This window comes from Methylobacterium sp. PvR107 (genome assembly GCF_017833295.1).
GTDB lineage: Bacteria > Pseudomonadota > Alphaproteobacteria > Rhizobiales > Beijerinckiaceae > Methylobacterium.
This window is the reverse complement of the sequence record NZ_JAFIBW010000001.1, coordinates 4,915,083-4,932,962: the sequence shown is the minus strand read 5'-3', so window position 1 is coordinate 4,932,962 and position 17,880 is coordinate 4,915,083. Positions and strand designations below refer to the sequence as shown.

The following is a 17,880-nucleotide window of genomic DNA, read 5'->3' as shown; positions in this document are numbered from 1 at the left end:
TTTATTAGTCCTTGTTCGCGCATCTCACGGGGAGGACAGCCAGTCCGCGACGCCAGAAATCGACCGGAACTCGTCCAGGGCGTGGACGCGCGCCTTCGGCAGCGCCGATCGCGCCATGGTCGCCAGGGCGTGACCGGGACCGAGTTCCAGAACCCGGTCGGCGCCGTATTCGCCGCAGGCTTCAAGACAAGCAGCCCAGTCAATCGTCCGCGAAATCTGAAGCGCGAGCTTTTCCAGCCCCGCTTCGGCTCGGAAAACCGCAGCTCCGTCGAGGCCGCTGACAAGACGCGGCGCACCGGCCGGAGGACGTTCCTGATTTGCGGCCTGCAGGATGTGCCGGAACGCATCTGTCGCTGACGACAGGAACGGCGTGTGGGAGGGGGTCCGGACCGGCAGGATGACGGCTCGCTGCGCCCCCGATCCGCTCGCCGCGGAGCACAGGGTATCGAGGGCGTCCCGCCGACCGCCGACGACGCCGCTGTCCGAGGCGTTGCGGATGGCGAGGTGGCATCCGTGGCTGGCCGCGAGCGTGTCCAGAACATCGAGCCGAAGACCCCGTATCCCCGCCAGCCCGAAACCCCGGCCCGTGGCGGCGTCCATCACCTCGGCTCGACGCGCGGCCAGCGTCAGGACGACTTCAGGAGCGAGCCGTCCGGCGACACCCCACGCGGCGAAATCGCCGATGCTGTAGCCGGCCACAATGGCGCGGGCCGGTCGAGCGCAGCTGAGGGCGTTCCAGGCGGCAAGTGCCGCGACGCAGCACAGGATCTGCCCCGTGCGGTTCGCGTGCAGGTCGTCGCCGCCGGTCCTGGCGACGTCGCGCGGATCCCGGCCGCCCAGGAGCGGCTTGGCGGCGGCGAAGATCGCCTGAGCTTCGGGTCGGTCGGCCGTGAGATCGAACATCCCCGGATGCTGGCCGCCCTGGCCGGAGAGCAGGATCGCGAGCGTCATCGGCGGATCGACGCCCGCAGAGCCGCGGCCGGCACCAGAGCCACCCGATCGAGGCTCTTGGCCACGACCGATCCGTCTTCAGGGGCGTCGCGCAATTCCCGCCACTGCACACCGGTCCCGTCCGGAAGCAGGATCTCTCCGTCGATGGACATGGGTGCCGTGTCCGCGACAGCGCCGATCCGCTCGAGCAGGCCGGCCGGCAGGCCGGTCGCGCACGGCCAGAGCAGGTCGAGATCGGACGTCGCGCTCAGATAGGTCAGACCGGTCAGGGCCTGCCAGAGCAGGGCGCCGAACGGTCGCGGCACGATCGCGTCGTGGCGGCCGACCGCGACCAGGGCGCCAATGCTCGCTTGCCACGCCGCAGGAGCATGCCGGGCCGCTTCGGCCAGATCCGGTGCCTCCCTGGGCGACAGCATCGCTGACGGCAGGGCGAGCCCGATCCGCCGCTTGCCGTCGGCGGGTGGCAGCGGCAGGCCGAGGGGAACGGCGTCACCGCTTTCCCCCGGCACCCGGCGGCGAACGATCAGCGGCCGCCCGGCCTTCGCCCAGCCGTCGAGATGGGGCGCACCGGCAAGGTCGGGGCGCGATACCAGCCACGCGGTCCAGGCCGCCGGATCAGCCTGCACGAGGTCGTGGCGGCTGTAGCCCTCAGCCAAGGCGCGCCTGATCGGCCACGGCCGTCGCGACGCCGCGGGCCACCGGGCGGCCGCCGCGCTCCTCGCCGAGGCGGTCTCGTACGTCGTCGGTCTGCGTTTCCGCGACGAGATCACGAATCTGGCCGCCCAGCGGCTTGCCCGGATCGAGGACTGCGTGCACCGCCCCGGTCGCCACCATGTTGTCGAGGCCGGGCGCGAAGACGGGTGTCGACTTGGCCATGTCCTGGAGCTTCGCCAGGGGCAGCTTCGTGACGCGGGCGACCGAGGGCAGATCCATCACGCTGGGGCTGGCGCCCGGAAGTGCCGCCAGCACCCGGGTTGCCAGCGCGGTGGCGATGAAGGCGCCTGCGGCCGAGTGGCCGTAGATCAGCCCGACCGTCGAGTGCCCCGATCGGTCGGCGAGGAGCAGGGCCTTGGCGAGATGCGCGAGGCATTCGTTCAGGCCCAGGAGCTCGTCCCGCCGGCTCATGCGCTGGCTGTCGGAATCGACCACGACCAGGATCGGCGCCTGCTCGCCCGCCCGCACCGTATCGAGTACGGCGCGCGACAGTGTCAGGGCCCCCTCGACACCGAGGGGCGTGTCGCCATCGACACCCACGACCTGGATCCGGCCGCGCTCGAACGGGCCGCTTCCGGTCACGAGCCCGTCGCGGACCGTCACCGCATGCCCGTCCGGGAACAGCGAGGCGAGGATCTCAGCGAGCGTCATGATCGGCCTCCCTGACCCGGGCCACGGTCTCGTCGAACGCGTCCGTGTCCATCCCCGGCACTGCCTCCGGATCGTTCACGCCGAGACGCGCCCAGACATCCGTTCCATCTCGGCAATCGCCGAAGCGCGCAATCCTGTCCTCGAGACGCGCCTGCTCGGCCTCCAGCGTGGCCAGATCGAAGGCCGGCGCGCGGCTGAGGAGGTCGAGGGCGGCCCCGCGGAAAGCCGTAACGGAGTCGGCGCAGAAGGCGTCGGCGCCCCCGATCAGGCGGCGGTGCTTGCCGCCCATCGTGCGCCAGACCAGCGCCCGATCGCGCGAATCGAACTCCTCGGCGCCCTTGTTGGTCTCGATGACCTCGGGGCCGGACACCGAGATCCGCCCGCCCTCCGACACCGCCAGCCGCGAGCAGGTTCCGGCGATCAGGCCGCCGCCCCCGTAGCAGCCGGCGCGGCCGCCGATCAGCCCGACGACCGGGATCCCGGCTGCGCGGGCATCGACGATGGCCCGCATGGTTTCGGCAATGGCGGTCTCGCCGGCATTGGCCTCCTGGAGACGGACGCCCCCGGTGTCGAACAGGATCAGCACCGCTTTCGGCTTCAGCTCCAGCGCCACCCGGAGCAATCCGACCAGCTTGCCGCCATGCACCTCACCGAAAGCGCCGCCCATGAAGCGGCCCTCCTGGGCGGCGATCAGGATCGGGTTGCCGTCGAGGCGCGCGCGGCCCACCACGATGCCGTCATCGAAGGCGCGCGGCAGATCGAACAGCGGCAGGTGCGGGCTCATGCGCCGCTCCGTCGGCGGCAGGAACTCGCGGAAGCTTCCCGGATCGGTGAGCGCCAACACGCGCTGACGGGCAGTCGCCTCGTACCAGCTCAGGGCATCCGGATCGATCCGCTTGGCGCGGTCGCCAGCCATGGTCAGGCCTCCATAAGCCGTGCGCCCTGGAGCAGACGCAGCGACACGGTGTCGGGACGGGCGCCACCGTCGTTGATGCTGATGCGGAGGCCGCCGGGCTGCGCCCGGGCGACGAAATCGGCCACCACCGCCGCCCAGACATCGCCGTAGCCGGCGATCGGGGTCTCGACCGCGACCTCGCAGGCATCCGGCGGCAGCACCCGCTCCAGCAGGATTTCCAGGTTGCCGGAGGCCACGACGCCGGTGATCGCGCTCGGCACCGAGCCGGAGAGCGGCTTCTTCGTGGTGTGGCGGAAGGTCAGGGTTTCCATCGCCGGCTCCTTGAGAGAGGACCCATCATCGCGCGAAGCTCACCAGTTCCGGAACCGGGCCGGCGGCTCGTAGAGCCCGCCGGACCAATGCACGAGGTCCTTGATCGACTTCGCGGCCAGCAGCGCCCGGTCGGCATCCAGCGGCTCGATGCCGAGATCCTCCGGGCGGCGGATGACGCCCCGGGCGCGCAGCTCCTCGACCTTCGCCCGGTCGCGGCCGCGGCCGACCTCGGTATAGCCGGCCACGCCCCGGATCGCCTGTTCGCGCTCGTCGGCATCGCGGCAAAGCAGCAGGTTGGCGATGCCCTCCTCGGTGACGATGTGGGTCACGTCGTCGGCGTAGATCATGACCGGCGCCAGCTCCAGGCCGATCTTCCTGGCCAGCTCGAGGGCATCGAGCTTCTCCACGAAGGTCGGTACGAGCTTGTCGCCGAAGGTCTCGACCAGCTGCACCACGAGCTTGCGGCCGCGCATCAGCGCCGGATCGCCGACGATCTGGCCCTCGCGGCCCGCCTTCATCCAGGCATCGGACGGGTGGCGCCGGCCGTGCGGGTCTGAGCCCATGTTGGGGGCACCGCCGAAACCCGCCACTCGCGACTGCGTGATGGTCGAGGAATGGCCCATCAGGTCGATCTGGAGCGTCGCCCCGATGAACATGTCGCACGCGTAGAGGCCGGCGGTCTGGCAGAAGGCGCGGTTGGAGCGCAGGCTCCCGTCCGCACCGGTGAAGAAGATGTCGGGGCGCTCGCGGATGTAGCGGTCCATTCCGACCTCCGAGCCGAAGCAGTGGATCTGCTTGACCCAGCCGGATTCGATCGCCGGAATGAGGGTCGGGTGCGGGTTGAGCGCCCAATGGGTGGCGATCTTGCCCCTCAGTCCAAGTTTCTCCCCGTAGGTCGGCAGCAGCAGCTCGATCGCCGCCGTGCCGAACCCGATCCCGTGGTTGAGGCGCTTGATGCCGTACTCGGCGTAGATCCCCTTGATCGCCATCATGGCGATCAGGATCTGCGTCTCGGTCATCGCCGCCGGATCTCGGGTGAACAGGGGCTCGACGTAGAACGGCGTGTCCGCCTCGACCACGAAATCGATCCGGTCGCCCGGGATGTCGACCCGCGGGACACGGTCGACGATCTCGTTGACCTGCGCGATCACGACGCCGTTCTTGAAGGCGGTCGCTTCCACAACTGTGGGCGTGTCCTCGGTGTTCGGCCCGGTATACAGGTTGCCGTCCCGGTCCGCCGAGACGCCCGCGATCAGCGCCACGTTGGGCGTGAGGTCGACGAAGTAGCGCGCGAAGAGTTCCAGGTAGGTGTGGACCGCCCCGAGCTCGATCTGACCGCCATACAGCATCTTGGCGATGCGTCCGCCCTGCGGACCGGAATAGGAATAGTCGAGCCGCTTGGCGATGCCGGTCTCGAACACGTCGAGATGTTCCGGCAGGACGATCCCGGACTGGACCATGTGCAGGTCATGGATCTTCCCGGGATCGCAGGCGCTGAGGCCGCGGGCGAGGCAGTCGGCCTGCTTCTGGTTATCGCCTTCGAGGCAGACCCGGTCGCCGGGCCGCAGGATCGCCTCCAGCAGATCGACGACGGAACCCGCCGGAACCACCTTGCCCTGCGCATGGGCGCGCCCCGCCTCGATGCGGGCATCACGGGCCTGCCTATCACCGCGCCACTCGCTCATTCGCGCGCTCCAACTGGTGTACAGAACCGGAGATATCAGCATTTCCGGTATTTTTAAAGTCCGCCTGATCACGGTTTCGTATACGGGATTGCGATCCCGTCAATCTTCTGCATACTGACGTCAACGGTCATTAGGCCGATTCGGGAAGGAGACGCTCCATGACGAGCGCGTCGCCACGGCCGCCGCACCGGCGAGGCAGGACGGCACTGCAGAACGGTCAACGCCGATGATCGTCCTCGGTGTCGCTCTGCTCGCTGCCTGCACGTTGATCGGCGTGTATCTCGGCGACCTTCTCGGCATTGCCCTCGGCGTGAAGGCCAATGTCGGCGGCGTCGGCATCGCCATGATCCTGCTGATCGCCGCCCGGCTCTGGCTCTCCCGCCACGGCCGCCTGACCAAAGGCGTCCAGTTCGGTGTCGAGTTCTGGGCGGGCATGTACATCCCGATCGTGGTCGCCATGGCGGCCCAGCAGAACGTGGTGGCTGCGGTCAGCGGCGGCCCGATCGTGCTCATCGCGGCGACCGGCTCGCTGGTGCTGTGTTTCGGCGCCGTGGCCCTGCTCAGCCGGATCGGCCGCCGGGATCCGGGCAGCGCCACCGTCGAGCACGGTGGATCGGTAATCGGCGGCGATGCCGAAGCCCCCGACGCAGCACCGGCTTCGGCAACCGCCGTCAGGAAGGGCTGAACGCCATGGGACACGAGATCTGGCACGGCATCGAGCACGTCTTCATCGAGCAGAGCCTCGTGGCCGCCTTCGCGGTGGTCGGGGCGCTGATCCTCGTCTCGAATCGCGCCGCCAAGTATCTCACCAACGGCCGCGTCCACGGCTCCGCCATCGCGATCGTGCTGGGGCTGGTCCTGGCCTATGTCGGCGGGCTCTATACGGGCGGGAAGAAAGGGCTTGCCGACATCCCGGCGCTCGCCGGAATCGGCCTCATGGGCGGCGCGATGCTGCGCGATTTCGCCATCGTCGCGACCGCCTTCGAGGTGGATGTGGTCGAGGCGCGGCGGGCCGGCCTGCTCGGCGTCCTAGCGCTCGCCCTCGGCACGATCCTGCCGTTCATCGTCGGAACTCTGACCGCCGTGGCTTTCGGCTACCACGATGCCGTCTCGATCACGACGATCGGCGCGGGGGCGATCACCTACATCGTCGGCCCCGTCACCGGTGCGGCGATCGGTGCGGATTCCACCGTGATGGCACTGTCCATCGCCACGGGGGTGACCAAGGCGGTGATGGTCATGGTGGGTACGCCCCTGGTGGCGCGGATGATCGGCCTCGACAATCCGCGCTCGGCCATGGCGTATGGCGGGCTGATGGGCACGGTGAGCGGGGTCGCGGGCGGTCTGGCTGCGACCGATCCGAAGCTCGTGCCTTACGGCGCCCTCACGGCGACATTCCACACCGGCATCGGCTGCCTCGTCGGGCCCTCCCTCCTGTTTCTGACGGTGCGCGCCCTCGTCGGCTAGACACCCTAATCCTGCCGTTTCCTGATCCCACTCTGTGGATTAGGCTATGCTTCCGCATCGTCTGACCCGAAGACTGGCAGTCGCCGCTCGCGGGATGGTCTAGGAACGGCGGATGCACGGAGATTTTCAGAAGATCGAGACTGGGCTGCTCTCGGACCGGATCCGCGACGCACTCACGGACGCGATCGCGTCGGGAACGATCGCGGCCGGCACGGCGCTTGACGAGCAGAATCTCGCGGATCGCTACGGCGCCTCGCGTACGCCCGTTCGCGAGGCGCTGCGGCAGCTCGCGGCCTCGGGGCTGGTGGAGATCCGGCCCCGCCGGGGCGTCGTGGTGGTGCGCCTGACGCCGCAGCGGATCGCCGACATGTTCGAGACCACCGCCGAGATCGAGGCGATGTGCGCCCGGCTGGCCACCTACCGGATGACGCCCCTCGAGCGAGGGCAGCTCATGGAGCTGCACGAGGAATCGGCCCGGGCGGTGGAGGCGGGCGACGTCGACGCCTACGACCGCTTCAACCGCACCTTCCATGAAGCGCTCTACACGGCGACCCATAACGGATTCATGGCCGAGCAGGCGCTGGCGATCCGCGAGCGCCTCGCCGCCTTTCGGCGCACGCAGCTGCGCCACGCCGACCGGATCCGCCGGTCGCGGGAGGAGCACGGCGAGATCCTGGCGGCGATCGCGGAAGGGGACGGCGAGACGGCGGCGCGCCGCATGCGCGCCCACATGCTCCGGGCCGCGGCCGCGCTCGGCCGCTACATCGCCGAGACCGGCTGAGGCGAGCCGCCGGGACCGGCGCAAACGCCAACGCGGCGCGGCGGCGGGCGCGCTCAGCCGCGTGGGGCGGATCCCCCGAGCGCGTCTGCCAGCCGCCCGATGCGCTCCGCCGCACGGCCGATTCCCGTTGCCGCCCGCGCCGCATCCTCCGCGCGGCCCTGCTCGGCGGTCTCCGTGGTCTGGCGCAGCTCGGCGACCTGCGTCTCCAGCGTCGAGAGCCGTCCCCGCAATTCGGACAGTTCATCGGCGATCGTGAGGGCGGCCATGACTTGAAGGCGCATGTCGCCGATCTCGCCGAAATTCTTGCGCATCTCGCCGATGCGCTCGTCCAGGGTCTCAGCAAGACCGGTGAGATGGGCTTCCTCGCCCGACCCGCAGGCCATGCGGTAGCTGCGGCCGTCGATAGTCACGTTGATCTGCGGCAAGGGCTGCTCCGACGGGCTGCTCCGATGAACGCTCAGAGGGCGGGGCCGTTGCCTCAGGAGCGTCCGAGCACATCCTGGACGGTCTCGATGGCGCGGTCGAGCCGGTAGCCGACCGCGCCGGTGGTGGCCGAGACCTCGGCGAGGCGGGCGCTGGCCGCGTCGAGGGCAGCGGCCAGGCGGGCCCGATCCTCGTCCATGAGGGCGAGCTCGGCATCCCGGTCGTCGGGCTGCGCCGCCGCCTCGATCCGGTGGGCGACCACGGCGTCCAGGCGGCTCAGGGCTGCGTCGAGACGCGCGAGGGCTTCGTCGATGGAATCGGTATCGGTCGCGTCGGCCATGGTGTCGTGTCCGCCTCGACGGGAAGCTTTCCGTCGAATGCTGCTGGATTTCCAGTCCGAAATGGCGTCCCGCACCGGGATCGATCCGGCCACGTAATGGAGCGCAGCAATCCTTGTTTATTGGTCGGTGGATCGACGAGGTTTGTCATGGCCGCGCGTTTGACAGGTAGGGGCGCCATGCTAGACAGCCGCGCGCTCCCGAGAGGGACCGCGCGAGACAGGCCGGATAGCCGATCCGTGACAGTCCCGAGGCCTCAGCCTGCGCCGTCTGATCCGACGGTCTCTGGCCGCGGAGCGCGGCGTCTCCCGGGCCGGTTCATCGCAGGTTCAAACCCGCCCGCCCAGATCCGCCCGGCCCGGACGGCACGGAGGCGGGCCGCCGAGACCGCCCCGCGGACCGTGCCCAGCGGTCCGGCGCGCGGTGCGCCGCATCAGGAAGGAGTCACGCCGTGACGAAGGTTGCCATCAACGGGTTCGGACGCATCGGCCGCAACGTCCTGCGCGCGATCGCGGAAGCCGGCCGCACCGACATCGAGGTCGTGGCGATCAACGATCTCGGCCCGGTGGAGACCAACGCCCACCTGCTCCGTTACGACTCGGTGCATGGCCGCTTCCCCGGCGAAGTGGCCGTTGACGGCGAGTTCCTGGTGGTGAACGGCAAGCGCATCAAGGTCACGGCCGTGCGCAACCCGGCCGAGCTGCCCCACCGTGATCTCGGCGTCGATATCGCGCTGGAATGCACCGGCATCTTCACCTCGAAGGACAAGGCGAAGGCCCATCTTGATGCCGGCGCCAAGCGCGTCCTCGTCTCGGCCCCGGCCGACGGCGCCGACCTGACGGTGGTCTACGGCGTCAACCACGACAAGCTGTCGAGCGAGCACCTCGTCGTCTCGAACGCCTCCTGCACGACCAACTGCCTGGCGCCGGTCGCCCAGGTGCTCGACGCGGCGGTGGGCATCGAGCGCGGCTTCATGACCACGATCCACTCCTACACCAACGACCAGCCGTCGCTGGACCAGATGCACAAGGATCTCTACCGGGCGCGCGCCGCGGCGCTGTCGATGATCCCGACCTCGACCGGCGCCGCCAAGGCCGTCGGCCTCGTGCTGCCGGAGTTGAAGGGCAAGCTCGACGGGACCGCGATCCGCGTGCCGACCCCGAACGTCTCGGCGGTTGACCTTGTCTTCACGGCGAAGCGGGCGACCACGGTCCAGGAGATCAACGACGCCATCAAGGCCGCCGCCGCGGGCCCGCTCAAGGGCGTTCTCGGCGTGACCGACCGGCCGAACGTGTCGATCGACTTCAACCACGACCCACACTCGTCGACGTTCCACCTCGACCAGACCAAGGTGATGGACGGCGTGCTGGTGCGCATCCTGACTTGGTACGACAACGAGTGGGGCTTCTCGAACCGCATGGCCGATACGGCCGTTGCGATGGCCAAGCTCATCTGAGCTGCCTTGCCGTGGTCGCCGCCTCGTGAGAGGGCGGCGGCCGCCGGTTTATTCAGACGGCCTTTCTTCGGACCAGGGACTCTTCAGGGATGACCGACGCTTCGCAGGGCACGTCAGCTGGGCCGGACTTCGTGCCGCCCGCACCGAGGCCGGCTCCGCCGCCCCCCGCCGCGGCGGTTGCCCCCGCCGGTATCGCGCCGTCGCACGCGCTTCCGGCCAATCAGCTCTTCGACCAGCTCGCGCGGATCGAGGACAAGTGCTCGCGCATCGAGGACAAGTACGCCCGCTCCGAGGCACTGCTGACCCGCGTCGAGGACAAGGTCGAGAACGCCGCGAATCGGATGAACGAATCGGCGCGCCAATCCGACCTCGCTGCGCTCCGCACGGAGATGCGCGGTCTGGCCGAGCGCACCCGGCGTCTGCCCGGGACCGGCGCCCTGGTCCTCACCGCCGTCATCACGGCCATTTTGACCGTCGTCCTGATGGTCGCGGTTCAGCGGCTCAACCTCGACCGCCTGCTGCCGCAGCGTACCGCCATCGGCACGACCGTCCAGTAATCCACTCGCGCCCCCGCACAGGACCGCAACAGACCGCATGAGCGCCTTCCGTACCCTCGACGACACCGGCTCCCTGACGGGCAAGCGGGTTCTCATGCGCGTCGACCTGAACGTGCCGATGGAGAACGGCCGCGTCACCGACGCGACCCGCATCGCGCGTGTCGCGCCGACGATCCGCGAGGTCGCCGAGCAGGGCGCGAGGGTGATCCTGCTGGCGCATTTCGGGCGGCCGAAGGGCAAGCGCGAGCCGAAGGATTCCCTGGAGCCGGTGGTGCCGGCGCTCGCGGCGGCCCTGGGGCGCAACGTCGCCTTCGCGACGGATTGCGTCGGCGAGGCGGCCGCGCAGGCGGTGGCGGCCCTCCAGGACGGCGATGTCCTGCTCCTCGAGAACACCCGCTACCATCCGGGCGAGGAGAAGAACGACTCGGCCTTCGCGGACGCGCTGGCGGCGAACGGTGACGTCTACGTCAACGAGGCTTTCTCAGCGGCCCACCGGGCCCACGCCTCCACCGAGGGCCTGGCGCACCGGCTGCCGGCCTATGCAGGCCGCGAGATGCAGGCCGAGCTCGAGGCCCTGACCAAGGGCCTGGAATCACCCGAGCGCCCGGTGATCGCGCTGGTCGGCGGCGCCAAGGTGTCCTCCAAGATCGATCTTCTGGAGAACCTCGTCGCCAAGGTCGACATGCTGGTGATCGGCGGCGGCATGGCCAACACCTTCCTGCACGCGCAGGGCAAGTCCGTCGGCAAGTCCCTGTGCGAGAAGGATCTCGCCGAGACCGCGACCCGGATCCTGGCGGCGGCCGAGAAGGCGGGCTGCCGGATCATCCTGCCGGTGGACGCGGTGGCCGCGACGGAGTTCAAGGCGCAGGCCCCTCACGACACCGTGTCGGTGGACGCCGTGCCGGAATCCAGCATGATCCTCGATGCCGGCCCGCGCTCGGTCGCCGAGATCGATGCCGCCATCGACGGGGCCAAGACCCTGGTCTGGAACGGCCCGCTTGGCGCGTTCGAGCTCGCGCCGTTCGACGCCGCCACGGTGGCCGCCGCCAGGCACGCGGCCGCGCGGACGAAGGCCGGCCAGCTGGTCTCGGTGGCGGGCGGTGGCGACACCGTGGCCGCCCTGAACCATGCGGGCGTGGCGCAGGATTTCACCTATGTGTCGACCGCGGGCGGCGCGTTCCTCGAATGGCTGGAAGGCAAGGCCCTGCCGGGCGTCGAGGCACTGCGGGCGAAGGACTGAGGAGGCCCTTGGACTGCTCCCCCAGCGGCGCGACTCCATCTAGTATCGCGGCGTTCCTCAGGCGGGTGGCCGAGTCGATGGGTGAAAACGAGGAGAACGCGACTTTCGAGATCCTGAAGGGCATCCAGGCGAGCCGAGCGGATCTGCCGGCCGAGACGGTGACGCGGTTCGGCAGGCTCGAAGCGCGGATCGGTCGCCTCGATCTCGGTCTGCGCAAGGATCGTCGGAATGCAACCGGGATGCTCGTGATGATGGGCGAAACGGTCGGCGATTTCGCTGCGCGGGTCAGCGAGTTCGAGAAACGTGTCGCGGCTCTGGAGAGCAGAACGGGTTGAGGATCATCCGGCCAAGGACTGGGCAATTCGGCGTCTGAGATTGACCGAAAGCAAGGCTCTCGGCAGAGCGATACGATACAGCTCCGCTGAGCGCCTCAGGGCGCCATCGGCGATCGGGCGGACGACCAAACGGAAACGGGAAGACACGCACGATGGCACGCATCACCCTCCGGCAGCTCCTCGATCACGCCGCTGAGTACGAGTACGGGGTGCCCGCCTTCAACCTGAACAACATGGAGCAGGGGCTGGCCATCATGGCGGCGGCCGACGCCACGGACTCGCCCGTCATCCTGCAGGCGAGCCGCGGTGCCCGCGCCTACGCCAACGACGTCGTGCTGGCCAAGCTGATCGACGGGCTCGTCGAGATCTACCCGCACATCCCGGTCTGCATGCATCTCGACCACGGCAACAACGAAGCGACCTGCGCCACCGCCATCCAGTACGGCTTCACCTCGGTGATGATGGACGGCTCGCTGAAGGCCGACGGCAAGACCCCGGCCGATTACAACTACAACGTCGAGATCACCCGCAACGTCACCAAGATGGCGCATTGGGCCGGCGTCTCCGTCGAGGGCGAGCTGGGCGTGCTGGGTTCCCTGGAGAGTGGCCAGGGCGAGGCCGAGGATGGACACGGCGCTGAGGGCACCCTCAGCCACGACCAGCTCCTGACCGATCCGGACGAGGCGGTGAAGTTCGTCGAGGCCACCAAGGTCGATGCTCTGGCCGTAGCCATGGGCACCAGCCACGGCGCCTACAAGTTCACCCGCCAGCCAGACGGCGAGGTTCTGGCGATGAACGTGATCGAGGAGATCCACCGCCGCCTGCCGACGACCCACCTCGTCATGCACGGCTCCTCGTCGGTGCCGCAGGACCTGCAGGACATCATCAACCAGTATGGCGGCCAGATGAAGCCGACCTGGGGCGTCCCGGTCGAGGAGATTCAGCGCGGCATCAAGCACGGCGTGCGCAAGATCAACATCGACACCGACAACCGAATGGCGATGACCGGCCAGATCCGGAAGATCCTGACCGAGAACCCGTCCGAATTCGATCCGCGCAAGTACCTGAAGCCCGCCATGGAGGCGATGACGAAGCTCTGCAAGCAGCGCTTTGAGGAGTTCGACACTGCGGGCAAGGGCTCGAAGATCCGGCCGATCTCGGTCGCCGAGATGGCAAAGCGCTACGCCAGCGGGGCGCTCGATCCGAAGATCGGCGCCCGGTAAGGACGCGTAGCCCCCCGCGATGAGCAACAATGCGCGTCTCGCCCTGCTCGGGCCCCACGGCCTCGACGCGGCCGACCTCGACGGTTTCGTTGCGGCATTGAAGGCCGCATGCGAAGCCGGCGACGTGGCCGCAATCATCCTGCGCCTTGCCGCTGCCGACGAGCGCGCTTTGGTTGGACGGGTGAAGCAGGTGGCGGCGGTGGCCCAGGAGCACGGCGCCGCGCTGGTCGTGGCCTGCCCGGGCTTTGTCGGCGATCTGGCCGCGGTGGCGATCCGCGGCGGTGCCGACGGCATCCATGTCGACAAGCCGCGCGACCTCAAGGACCTGCGCGGCCGGTTGAAGGAGGGGCGCATCCTCGGCGCAGGCGGGCTCGAGTCGAAGCACGCGGCCATGGAGGCCGGCGAGGCGGGCATCGATTACTTGATGGTCGGCGGGCTCTATCCGGACGGCATCGCTCCCGATCCAGAGGGCGTGCTGGCGCGCACCTCGTGGTGGGCGGAGATTTTCGAGACCCCGTGCATCGCCGTCGCTGCGGCAGCGGAAGAGATCGCGCCGCTGGCGGCGACCGGGGCTGAATTCGTCGGCCTAGAGAGCGGGATCTGGCTCCAGGACGCTGGCGCGGTCGAGCGCACCCGGCGGACGCTTCAGGACCCGGGCGCGCGATGAAGCGCCTGTCGAACCCGATCCTGGCTCTGGTCGCGCTCACAATTGTCGAAGGGCCGTCCTGGGGGGCCGCCGGTCCGGCCGACCCGTCCAAGGGCGTTCCGCCGGCGGCCGTATCGCCCGGAGCCGAGCCCGGCAAGAAGCAGATGCCGGAGCTGCCGAGTCCCTACACCCCGAACTATACGAGGGGTGCCGTGCCCCCGGCCAATGGCCAGCCCCCGGATCTCGCCTACGGGGCGTACCAGCGCGGCCAATACGTCACGGCTTTCCGGGAGGCGACCAAGCGCATCGAGGCCAATCCCAAGGATGCGGCGGCGATGACCCTGCTCGGGGAGCTCTACAATCAGGGTCTCGGCGTCAAGCAGAACCCGGTCAAGGCCGCCGAGTGGTACCGGCTTGCGGCGGCTCAGAACGACGCCTCCGCCATGTCGTCCCTGGGCCTCATGGCCCTCGACGGGCGCGGTATGCCGAAGGATGCCAAGGCTGGCCGCCGCTGGCTGGAGCAGGCCACCTCTCAGGGCTCGCCTACAGCCGCCTACAATCTCGGACTGATCCTGATTGGCACCGGCGCGACCGCCGACGAGGCCGCGGCCGCGGCGCAGTTCCGGAAGGCTGCGGATGCGGAAATCGGCCCGGCCCAGCACGATCTCGGCGTGCTCTACCTCCAGGGTCGCGGCGTGCCCAAGGATCCCGCAATGGCGGCACAACTCTTCCGCCGCGGCGCCGATAACGGCGATCTCGCCAGCGAGGTCGAGTATGCGATCCTTCTGTTCAATGGCAACGGCGTGACCAAGGACGAGCGCTCCGCAGCCCGCTACTTTCTGCACGCGGCGTCACGTGGGAACGCAATCGCGCAGAACCGGGTCGCGCGGCTCTACGCGGTCGGCCGCGGCGTTTCTAAGAACGTCGTCGAAGCTGCGGCCTGGAATCTCGCCGCCGCCGGTCAGGGTCTGTCCGACGCGTGGCTCGACCAGACCCTGTCGGGCCTCTCCGCCGACGAGCGGACCCGCGCCGAGCGCTTGGCGAACGAACGGATCGAGCAGCGCTGAGAGGCTAGGCTTCGGCCTTCGACCAGTCGACGCCGGCCTCCAGGTCCGGCAACAGGACCACGCTCTCCTGCTCGTTCGGGTCGGTGCGGGCGATCACCGCCGTCACCGGCTCCGTCCGGCTGCGATTGTAGGGCAGGTGCGGGACGTTGGCGGCGATGTAGACGAACTCGCCGGACCCCGCGATCGCGTGGTGCTCCAGACGCTCGCCCCAGAAGCAGCCCGACACGCCCGAGAGGACGTAGATCGCCGTCTCATGCGCTTCGTGCTTGTGCGCGTGGGCGCGCTCGCCGGGCGGGATCTCGAGGAGCTGCATGTGCAGGGCCTTGGAATCGACCGCCTCGGCCGAGATGGCCGGACGATAGAGGTGTCCCTGCTTGCCGCGAAATGCTGCGCTCTCGCGCACAACCAAGAAGCCTGGCTTCTGCGTGTCGGACCCGGTGCTCATGGACCTTCCTCCACCCTGAAGGCGGGATCGACGGGTATCTGCATGCCGTTGACCAGAGCGTTGGTCTGGTTCGCCATGCTGACCACCGCCAGGAACTCGCCGTGCTGCTCCGCCGTCAAGCCCTTCGCGCGCGCCGCAGCCGTGTGCGAATGGATGCAGTACGGGCAGCCATTGGCAATCGAGACCGCGATGTAGACCAGTTCCTTCGTCAGGGGATCGAGCGCGCCCGGCCCCATGACGGCCTTGAGATTGGTCCAGGTCCGCTCCAGGAGGGCGGCATCGTTGGCGAGCCCGCGCCAGAAATTGTTGATGAAATCGGACCCCCGGGTCGCCCGGATGTCCGCAAACACCGCCCGCACCCGCGGCTCCGCTTCAGCGTCGGAATCGCTCCAGAGGGTGACAGTTGCCATGGCGCAGGCCTCCTTTCAGAGCTTGCAGGCACCTTCGAGGGCGCGATTCTCGGCCTCGGAGAACAGGCGCGAGCGAATGTGGAAGCGCTTCTCGCGGCCATTCTCGAGCGAGAACATGCCCCCGCGACCGGGGACGACGTCGAGGATCAGGTGCGTGTGCTTCCAGACCTCGAACTGTGACCGGCTGATGTAGAACGCCGCGCCACCGACGCTGCCGAGATGGACGTCGCCGTCGCCGACGATGAAGTCGCCGACCGGGTAGCACATGGGTGAGGAGCCGTCGCAGCACCCCCCGGATTGGTGAAACATCACCGGGCCGTACTCGGCCCGCAATTCGTCGACGAGTTCCAGGGCCTTCGGCGTGGCGGTGACCCGCAGCGGCGTGCCGTCGGCACCGACCTGACCGGCGGTGGTAGCTTCAACCGTCGCGTCCAAGCTCATGCTGTCCTCCCCATGCTCGCTTCGATATGCGTGCACCGCACCCGGATTTCCACATCCGGCCCGGAGAAGCGGCCGCGGCGATGTAGGACCGAAAAAGCCCCGGCCGCGAGGCCGGGGCTGAAGTTGTCTCGGGGGGTGACCCGGGCAGAAGCTCAGAAGAAGCCGAGCTTCTTGGCCGAGTAGCTAACCAGCATGTTCTTGGTCTGCTGGTAGTGATCAAGCATCATCTTGTGGGTCTCGCGGCCGATGCCGGACTGCTTGTAGCCGCCGAAGGCCGCGTGGGCCGGGTAGGCGTGGTAGCAGTTCGTCCAGACGCGGCCGGCCTGGATCGCCCGGCCGAAGCGGTAGGCGCGAGTCCCGTCGCGGGTCCAGACGCCGGCGCCGAGGCCGTAGAGCGTGTCGTTGGCGATGGACAGTGCCTCGGCATCGTCCTTGAAGGTCGTGACCGACAGGACCGGCCCAAAAATCTCCTCCTGGAAGATGCGCATCTTGTTGTGGCCGCGGAAGACGGTCGGCTTCACGTAGAAGCCTTCGGCGAACTCACCGTCCTTGACGTTGCGCTCGCCGCCGGTGAGCAGCTGCGCGCCCTCCTGCCGGCCGATGTCGATGTAGGAGAGGATCTTCTCCATCTGCTCGCCCGAGGCCTGGGCGCCGATCATCGTGGCCGGATCCAGCGGCGAGCCCTGGGTGATGGCCTCGACGCGCTTCACCGCCCGCTCCATGAAGCGGTCGTAGATCGATTCGTGCACGAGCGCCCGGCTCGGGCAGGTGCAGACCTCGCCCTGATTCAGGGCGAACATCGTGAAGCCCTCGAGCGCCTTGTCGAAGAAATCGTCGTCCTCGTTGGCGACGTCGGCGAAGAAAATGTTCGGCGACTTGCCGCCGAGCTCCAGCGTCACTGGGATCAGGTTCTGCGACGCGTACTGCATGATGAGGCGGCCAGTGGTCGTCTCACCCGTGAAGGCGATCTTGGCGATCCGCGGCGACGAGGCGAGCGGCTTGCCGGCCTCGAGGCCGAAGCCGTTGACGATGTTGAGCACGCCCGGCGGCAGCAGGTCACCGATGATCTCCATCAGCACCAGCACGGAGGCCGGGGTCTGCTCGGCGGGCTTCAAAACCACGCAATTGCCGGCGGCGAGCGCCGGGGCGAGCTTCCACACCGCCATCAGGATCGGGAAGTTCCACGGGATGATCTGCCCGACGACGCCGAGCGGCTCGTGGAAGTGGTAGGCGACCGTGTCGTGGTCGATCTCGGAGATCGAGCCCTCCTGCGCCCGCACGCAGCCGGCGAAGTAGCGGAAATGGTCGATCGCCAAGGGGATGTCGGCGTTCATCGTCTCGCGGATCGGCTTGCCGTTGTCCCAGGTCTCGGCGAGGGCGATCAGATCGAGGTTTTCCTCCATCCTGTCGGCCATCTTGAGGAGGATGCGGGCGCGCTCCGCCGGTGCCGTGCGGCCCCAGGCCTCCTTGGCCGCGTGCGCGGCGTCGAGTGCCTTCTCGACGTCCTGTGCGTCGGAGCGGGCGACCTCGCACACCACCTTGCCGGTGATCGGCGAGGTGTTCTCGAAATAGCGGCCGGCCGCGGGGGCGACCCACTGGCCACCGATGAAATTCTCGTAGCGGGCCGAGAAGGGCGACTTGATCTTGGCGTCGCCGAGGAATTCCGGCTTGTTCATCGCTCTGTTTCCTCCATAGGCCCCGGCCTCGCGAACCGCGGCTCTTGGGCGTTAGCTGGCGCCCGGGCGGCCATTCCATGGGGCCGCATCCGGTTCCGCTGTGATCGCAGCCAATGGCTTTTGGCCGGTCGAATCAAGATGGACTT

The 17,880-nt window shown here is 68.7% G+C and carries 22 protein-coding genes; 10 read left to right on the top strand and 12 right to left on the bottom strand.

From position 1 onward, the window contains the following. Positions 1-24: 24 nt before the first annotated feature. From JOE48_RS23335 to mdcA, 6 genes are read right to left on the bottom strand one after another with little or no spacing between them, the layout of a single operon-like run. Positions 25-951, bottom strand: a complete 927-nt coding sequence (locus tag JOE48_RS23335) for an acyltransferase domain-containing protein (RefSeq protein WP_210033272.1) — start codon at positions 949-951, stop codon at positions 25-27. Next, complete coding sequence (gene mdcG / locus JOE48_RS23330; RefSeq protein ID WP_210033270.1) at positions 948-1,607, bottom strand: malonate decarboxylase holo-[acyl-carrier-protein] synthase; 660 nt, start codon at positions 1,605-1,607, stop codon at positions 948-950. Before mdcG ends, JOE48_RS23335 begins: the two co-directional genes overlap by 4 nt. Beyond that, the gene (gene mdcE, locus JOE48_RS23325) at positions 1,600-2,316 is read right to left on the bottom strand and encodes a biotin-independent malonate decarboxylase subunit gamma (protein ID WP_210033269.1); all 717 of its coding nucleotides are present in this window, start codon (positions 2,314-2,316) and stop codon (positions 1,600-1,602) included. Before mdcE ends, mdcG begins: the two co-directional genes overlap by 8 nt. Then, on the bottom strand, positions 2,303-3,232 hold the full coding sequence (locus JOE48_RS23320) for a biotin-independent malonate decarboxylase subunit beta (RefSeq protein ID WP_210033268.1): 930 nt from the start codon (positions 3,230-3,232) through the stop codon (positions 2,303-2,305). Before JOE48_RS23320 ends, mdcE begins: the two co-directional genes overlap by 14 nt. 2 nt (positions 3,233-3,234) lie before the next feature. Further along, a complete protein-coding gene (mdcC, locus tag JOE48_RS23315) occupies positions 3,235-3,543 on the bottom strand; it encodes a malonate decarboxylase acyl carrier protein (RefSeq protein WP_210033267.1) in 309 nt (102 codons plus the stop codon). Between the two features lie 39 nt (positions 3,544-3,582). Continuing rightward, positions 3,583-5,229 (bottom strand): malonate decarboxylase subunit alpha, encoded by a 1,647-nt coding sequence (gene mdcA / locus JOE48_RS23310; protein WP_210033266.1) that lies wholly within the window; start codon positions 5,227-5,229, stop codon positions 3,583-3,585. 226 nt (positions 5,230-5,455) lie between these two features. Here mdcA and madL point away from each other — a divergent pair, with 226 nt between their 5' ends. From madL to JOE48_RS23295, 3 genes are all read left to right on the top strand, one after another. Continuing rightward, positions 5,456-5,914, top strand: a complete 459-nt coding sequence (gene madL / locus JOE48_RS23305) for a malonate transporter subunit MadL (protein ID WP_210033265.1) — start codon at positions 5,456-5,458, stop codon at positions 5,912-5,914. A gap of 17 nt (positions 5,915-5,931) precedes the next feature. Beyond that, on the top strand, positions 5,932-6,696 hold the full coding sequence (madM, locus tag JOE48_RS23300; protein WP_210036011.1) for a malonate transporter subunit MadM: 765 nt from the start codon (positions 5,932-5,934) through the stop codon (positions 6,694-6,696). A gap of 112 nt (positions 6,697-6,808) precedes the next feature. Then, complete coding sequence (locus JOE48_RS23295) at positions 6,809-7,477, top strand: GntR family transcriptional regulator (RefSeq protein ID WP_210033264.1); 669 nt, start codon at positions 6,809-6,811, stop codon at positions 7,475-7,477. Between the two features lie 53 nt (positions 7,478-7,530). Here JOE48_RS23295 and JOE48_RS23290 read toward each other — a convergent pair whose 3' ends face one another. Together JOE48_RS23290 and JOE48_RS23285 are read right to left on the bottom strand one after the other, a co-directional pair. Beyond that, positions 7,531-7,902, bottom strand: a complete 372-nt coding sequence (locus JOE48_RS23290; protein ID WP_210033263.1) for a cell division protein ZapA — start codon at positions 7,900-7,902, stop codon at positions 7,531-7,533. Between the two features lie 53 nt (positions 7,903-7,955). After that, entirely contained in the window at positions 7,956-8,240 is a 285-nt protein-coding gene (locus tag JOE48_RS23285) for a DUF4164 family protein (protein WP_210033261.1), read from the bottom strand. A gap of 449 nt (positions 8,241-8,689) precedes the next feature. Between JOE48_RS23285 and gap the strand changes: the two genes are divergently transcribed. The 7 genes from gap (at position 8,690) to JOE48_RS23250 (ending at position 14,762) form a co-directional block, all read left to right on the top strand. Continuing rightward, the gene (gene gap, locus JOE48_RS23280) at positions 8,690-9,694 is read left to right on the top strand and encodes a type I glyceraldehyde-3-phosphate dehydrogenase (protein WP_210033253.1); all 1,005 of its coding nucleotides are present in this window, start codon (positions 8,690-8,692) and stop codon (positions 9,692-9,694) included. A gap of 89 nt (positions 9,695-9,783) precedes the next feature. Further along, positions 9,784-10,251 (top strand): hypothetical protein, encoded by a 468-nt coding sequence (locus tag JOE48_RS23275; RefSeq protein ID WP_210033247.1) that lies wholly within the window; start codon positions 9,784-9,786, stop codon positions 10,249-10,251. A 37-nt stretch (positions 10,252-10,288) separates the two neighbouring features. After that, positions 10,289-11,491, top strand: coding sequence for a phosphoglycerate kinase (locus tag JOE48_RS23270; protein WP_210033245.1), 1,203 nt, complete (start codon positions 10,289-10,291; stop codon positions 11,489-11,491). 8 nt (positions 11,492-11,499) lie between these two features. Further along, positions 11,500-11,826: a hypothetical protein gene (locus JOE48_RS23265; protein ID WP_245252929.1), complete on the top strand. Its 327-nt coding sequence runs from the start codon at positions 11,500-11,502 to the stop codon at positions 11,824-11,826. A 152-nt stretch (positions 11,827-11,978) separates the two neighbouring features. Beyond that, complete coding sequence (gene fba / locus JOE48_RS23260; RefSeq protein ID WP_210033239.1) at positions 11,979-13,049, top strand: class II fructose-bisphosphate aldolase; 1,071 nt, start codon at positions 11,979-11,981, stop codon at positions 13,047-13,049. Between the two features lie 19 nt (positions 13,050-13,068). Further along, entirely contained in the window at positions 13,069-13,716 is a 648-nt protein-coding gene (locus JOE48_RS23255) for a thiamine phosphate synthase (protein ID WP_210033237.1), read from the top strand. Further along, on the top strand, positions 13,713-14,762 hold the full coding sequence (locus JOE48_RS23250; RefSeq protein ID WP_210033236.1) for a tetratricopeptide repeat protein: 1,050 nt from the start codon (positions 13,713-13,715) through the stop codon (positions 14,760-14,762). Before JOE48_RS23255 ends, JOE48_RS23250 begins: the two co-directional genes overlap by 4 nt. 4 nt (positions 14,763-14,766) lie before the next feature. On the opposite strand, the gene JOE48_RS23245 is transcribed toward JOE48_RS23250, so the two are convergent. The 4 genes from JOE48_RS23245 to adh all read right to left on the bottom strand — a co-directional run bounded on the left by JOE48_RS23245 (position 14,767) and on the right by adh (position 17,734). Then, complete coding sequence (locus JOE48_RS23245; RefSeq protein ID WP_210033235.1) at positions 14,767-15,207, bottom strand: cupin domain-containing protein; 441 nt, start codon at positions 15,205-15,207, stop codon at positions 14,767-14,769. Next, positions 15,204-15,617, bottom strand: a complete 414-nt coding sequence (locus JOE48_RS23240) for a carboxymuconolactone decarboxylase family protein (RefSeq protein WP_210033232.1) — start codon at positions 15,615-15,617, stop codon at positions 15,204-15,206. The genes JOE48_RS23245 and JOE48_RS23240 overlap by 4 nt, the downstream gene beginning before the upstream one ends. 15 nt (positions 15,618-15,632) lie before the next feature. Then, entirely contained in the window at positions 15,633-16,058 is a 426-nt protein-coding gene (locus JOE48_RS23235) for a DUF779 domain-containing protein (RefSeq protein WP_210033231.1), read from the bottom strand. A 152-nt stretch (positions 16,059-16,210) separates the two neighbouring features. Further along, positions 16,211-17,734 carry an aldehyde dehydrogenase gene (adh, locus tag JOE48_RS23230; protein WP_210033230.1) on the bottom strand — a complete coding sequence of 508 codons (1,524 nt, stop codon included), beginning with the start codon at positions 17,732-17,734 and terminating at the stop codon, positions 16,211-16,213. Positions 17,735-17,880: the final 146 nt, after the last annotated feature.

Excerpts from the sequence above, each read along its gene's own strand:
- JOE48_RS23335 (WP_210033272.1), bottom strand. The coding sequence starts at position 951 with ATGACGCTCGCGATCCTGCTCTCCGGCCAGGGCGGCCAGCATCCGGGG.
- mdcE (WP_210033269.1), bottom strand. The coding sequence starts at position 2,316 with ATGACGCTCGCTGAGATCCTCGCCTCGCTGTTCCCGGACGGGCATGCG.
- JOE48_RS23320 (WP_210033268.1), bottom strand. The coding sequence starts at position 3,232 with ATGGCTGGCGACCGCGCCAAGCGGATCGATCCGGATGCCCTGAGCTGG.
- mdcC (WP_210033267.1), bottom strand. The coding sequence starts at position 3,543 with ATGGAAACCCTGACCTTCCGCCACACCACGAAGAAGCCGCTCTCCGGC.
- mdcA (WP_210033266.1), bottom strand. The coding sequence starts at position 5,229 with ATGAGCGAGTGGCGCGGTGATAGGCAGGCCCGTGATGCCCGCATCGAG.
- madL (WP_210033265.1), top strand. The coding sequence starts at position 5,456 with ATGATCGTCCTCGGTGTCGCTCTGCTCGCTGCCTGCACGTTGATCGGC.
- JOE48_RS23295 (WP_210033264.1), top strand. The coding sequence starts at position 6,809 with ATGCACGGAGATTTTCAGAAGATCGAGACTGGGCTGCTCTCGGACCGG.
- JOE48_RS23285 (WP_210033261.1), bottom strand. The coding sequence starts at position 8,240 with ATGGCCGACGCGACCGATACCGATTCCATCGACGAAGCCCTCGCGCGT.
- JOE48_RS23275 (WP_210033247.1), top strand. The coding sequence starts at position 9,784 with ATGACCGACGCTTCGCAGGGCACGTCAGCTGGGCCGGACTTCGTGCCG.
- JOE48_RS23270 (WP_210033245.1), top strand. The coding sequence starts at position 10,289 with ATGAGCGCCTTCCGTACCCTCGACGACACCGGCTCCCTGACGGGCAAG.
- fba (WP_210033239.1), top strand. The coding sequence starts at position 11,979 with ATGGCACGCATCACCCTCCGGCAGCTCCTCGATCACGCCGCTGAGTAC.
- JOE48_RS23255 (WP_210033237.1), top strand. The coding sequence starts at position 13,069 with ATGAGCAACAATGCGCGTCTCGCCCTGCTCGGGCCCCACGGCCTCGAC.
- JOE48_RS23250 (WP_210033236.1), top strand. The coding sequence starts at position 13,713 with ATGAAGCGCCTGTCGAACCCGATCCTGGCTCTGGTCGCGCTCACAATT.
- JOE48_RS23245 (WP_210033235.1), bottom strand. The coding sequence starts at position 15,207 with ATGAGCACCGGGTCCGACACGCAGAAGCCAGGCTTCTTGGTTGTGCGC.
- JOE48_RS23240 (WP_210033232.1), bottom strand. The coding sequence starts at position 15,617 with ATGGCAACTGTCACCCTCTGGAGCGATTCCGACGCTGAAGCGGAGCCG.
- JOE48_RS23235 (WP_210033231.1), bottom strand. The coding sequence starts at position 16,058 with ATGAGCTTGGACGCGACGGTTGAAGCTACCACCGCCGGTCAGGTCGGT.
- adh (WP_210033230.1), bottom strand. The coding sequence starts at position 17,734 with ATGAACAAGCCGGAATTCCTCGGCGACGCCAAGATCAAGTCGCCCTTC.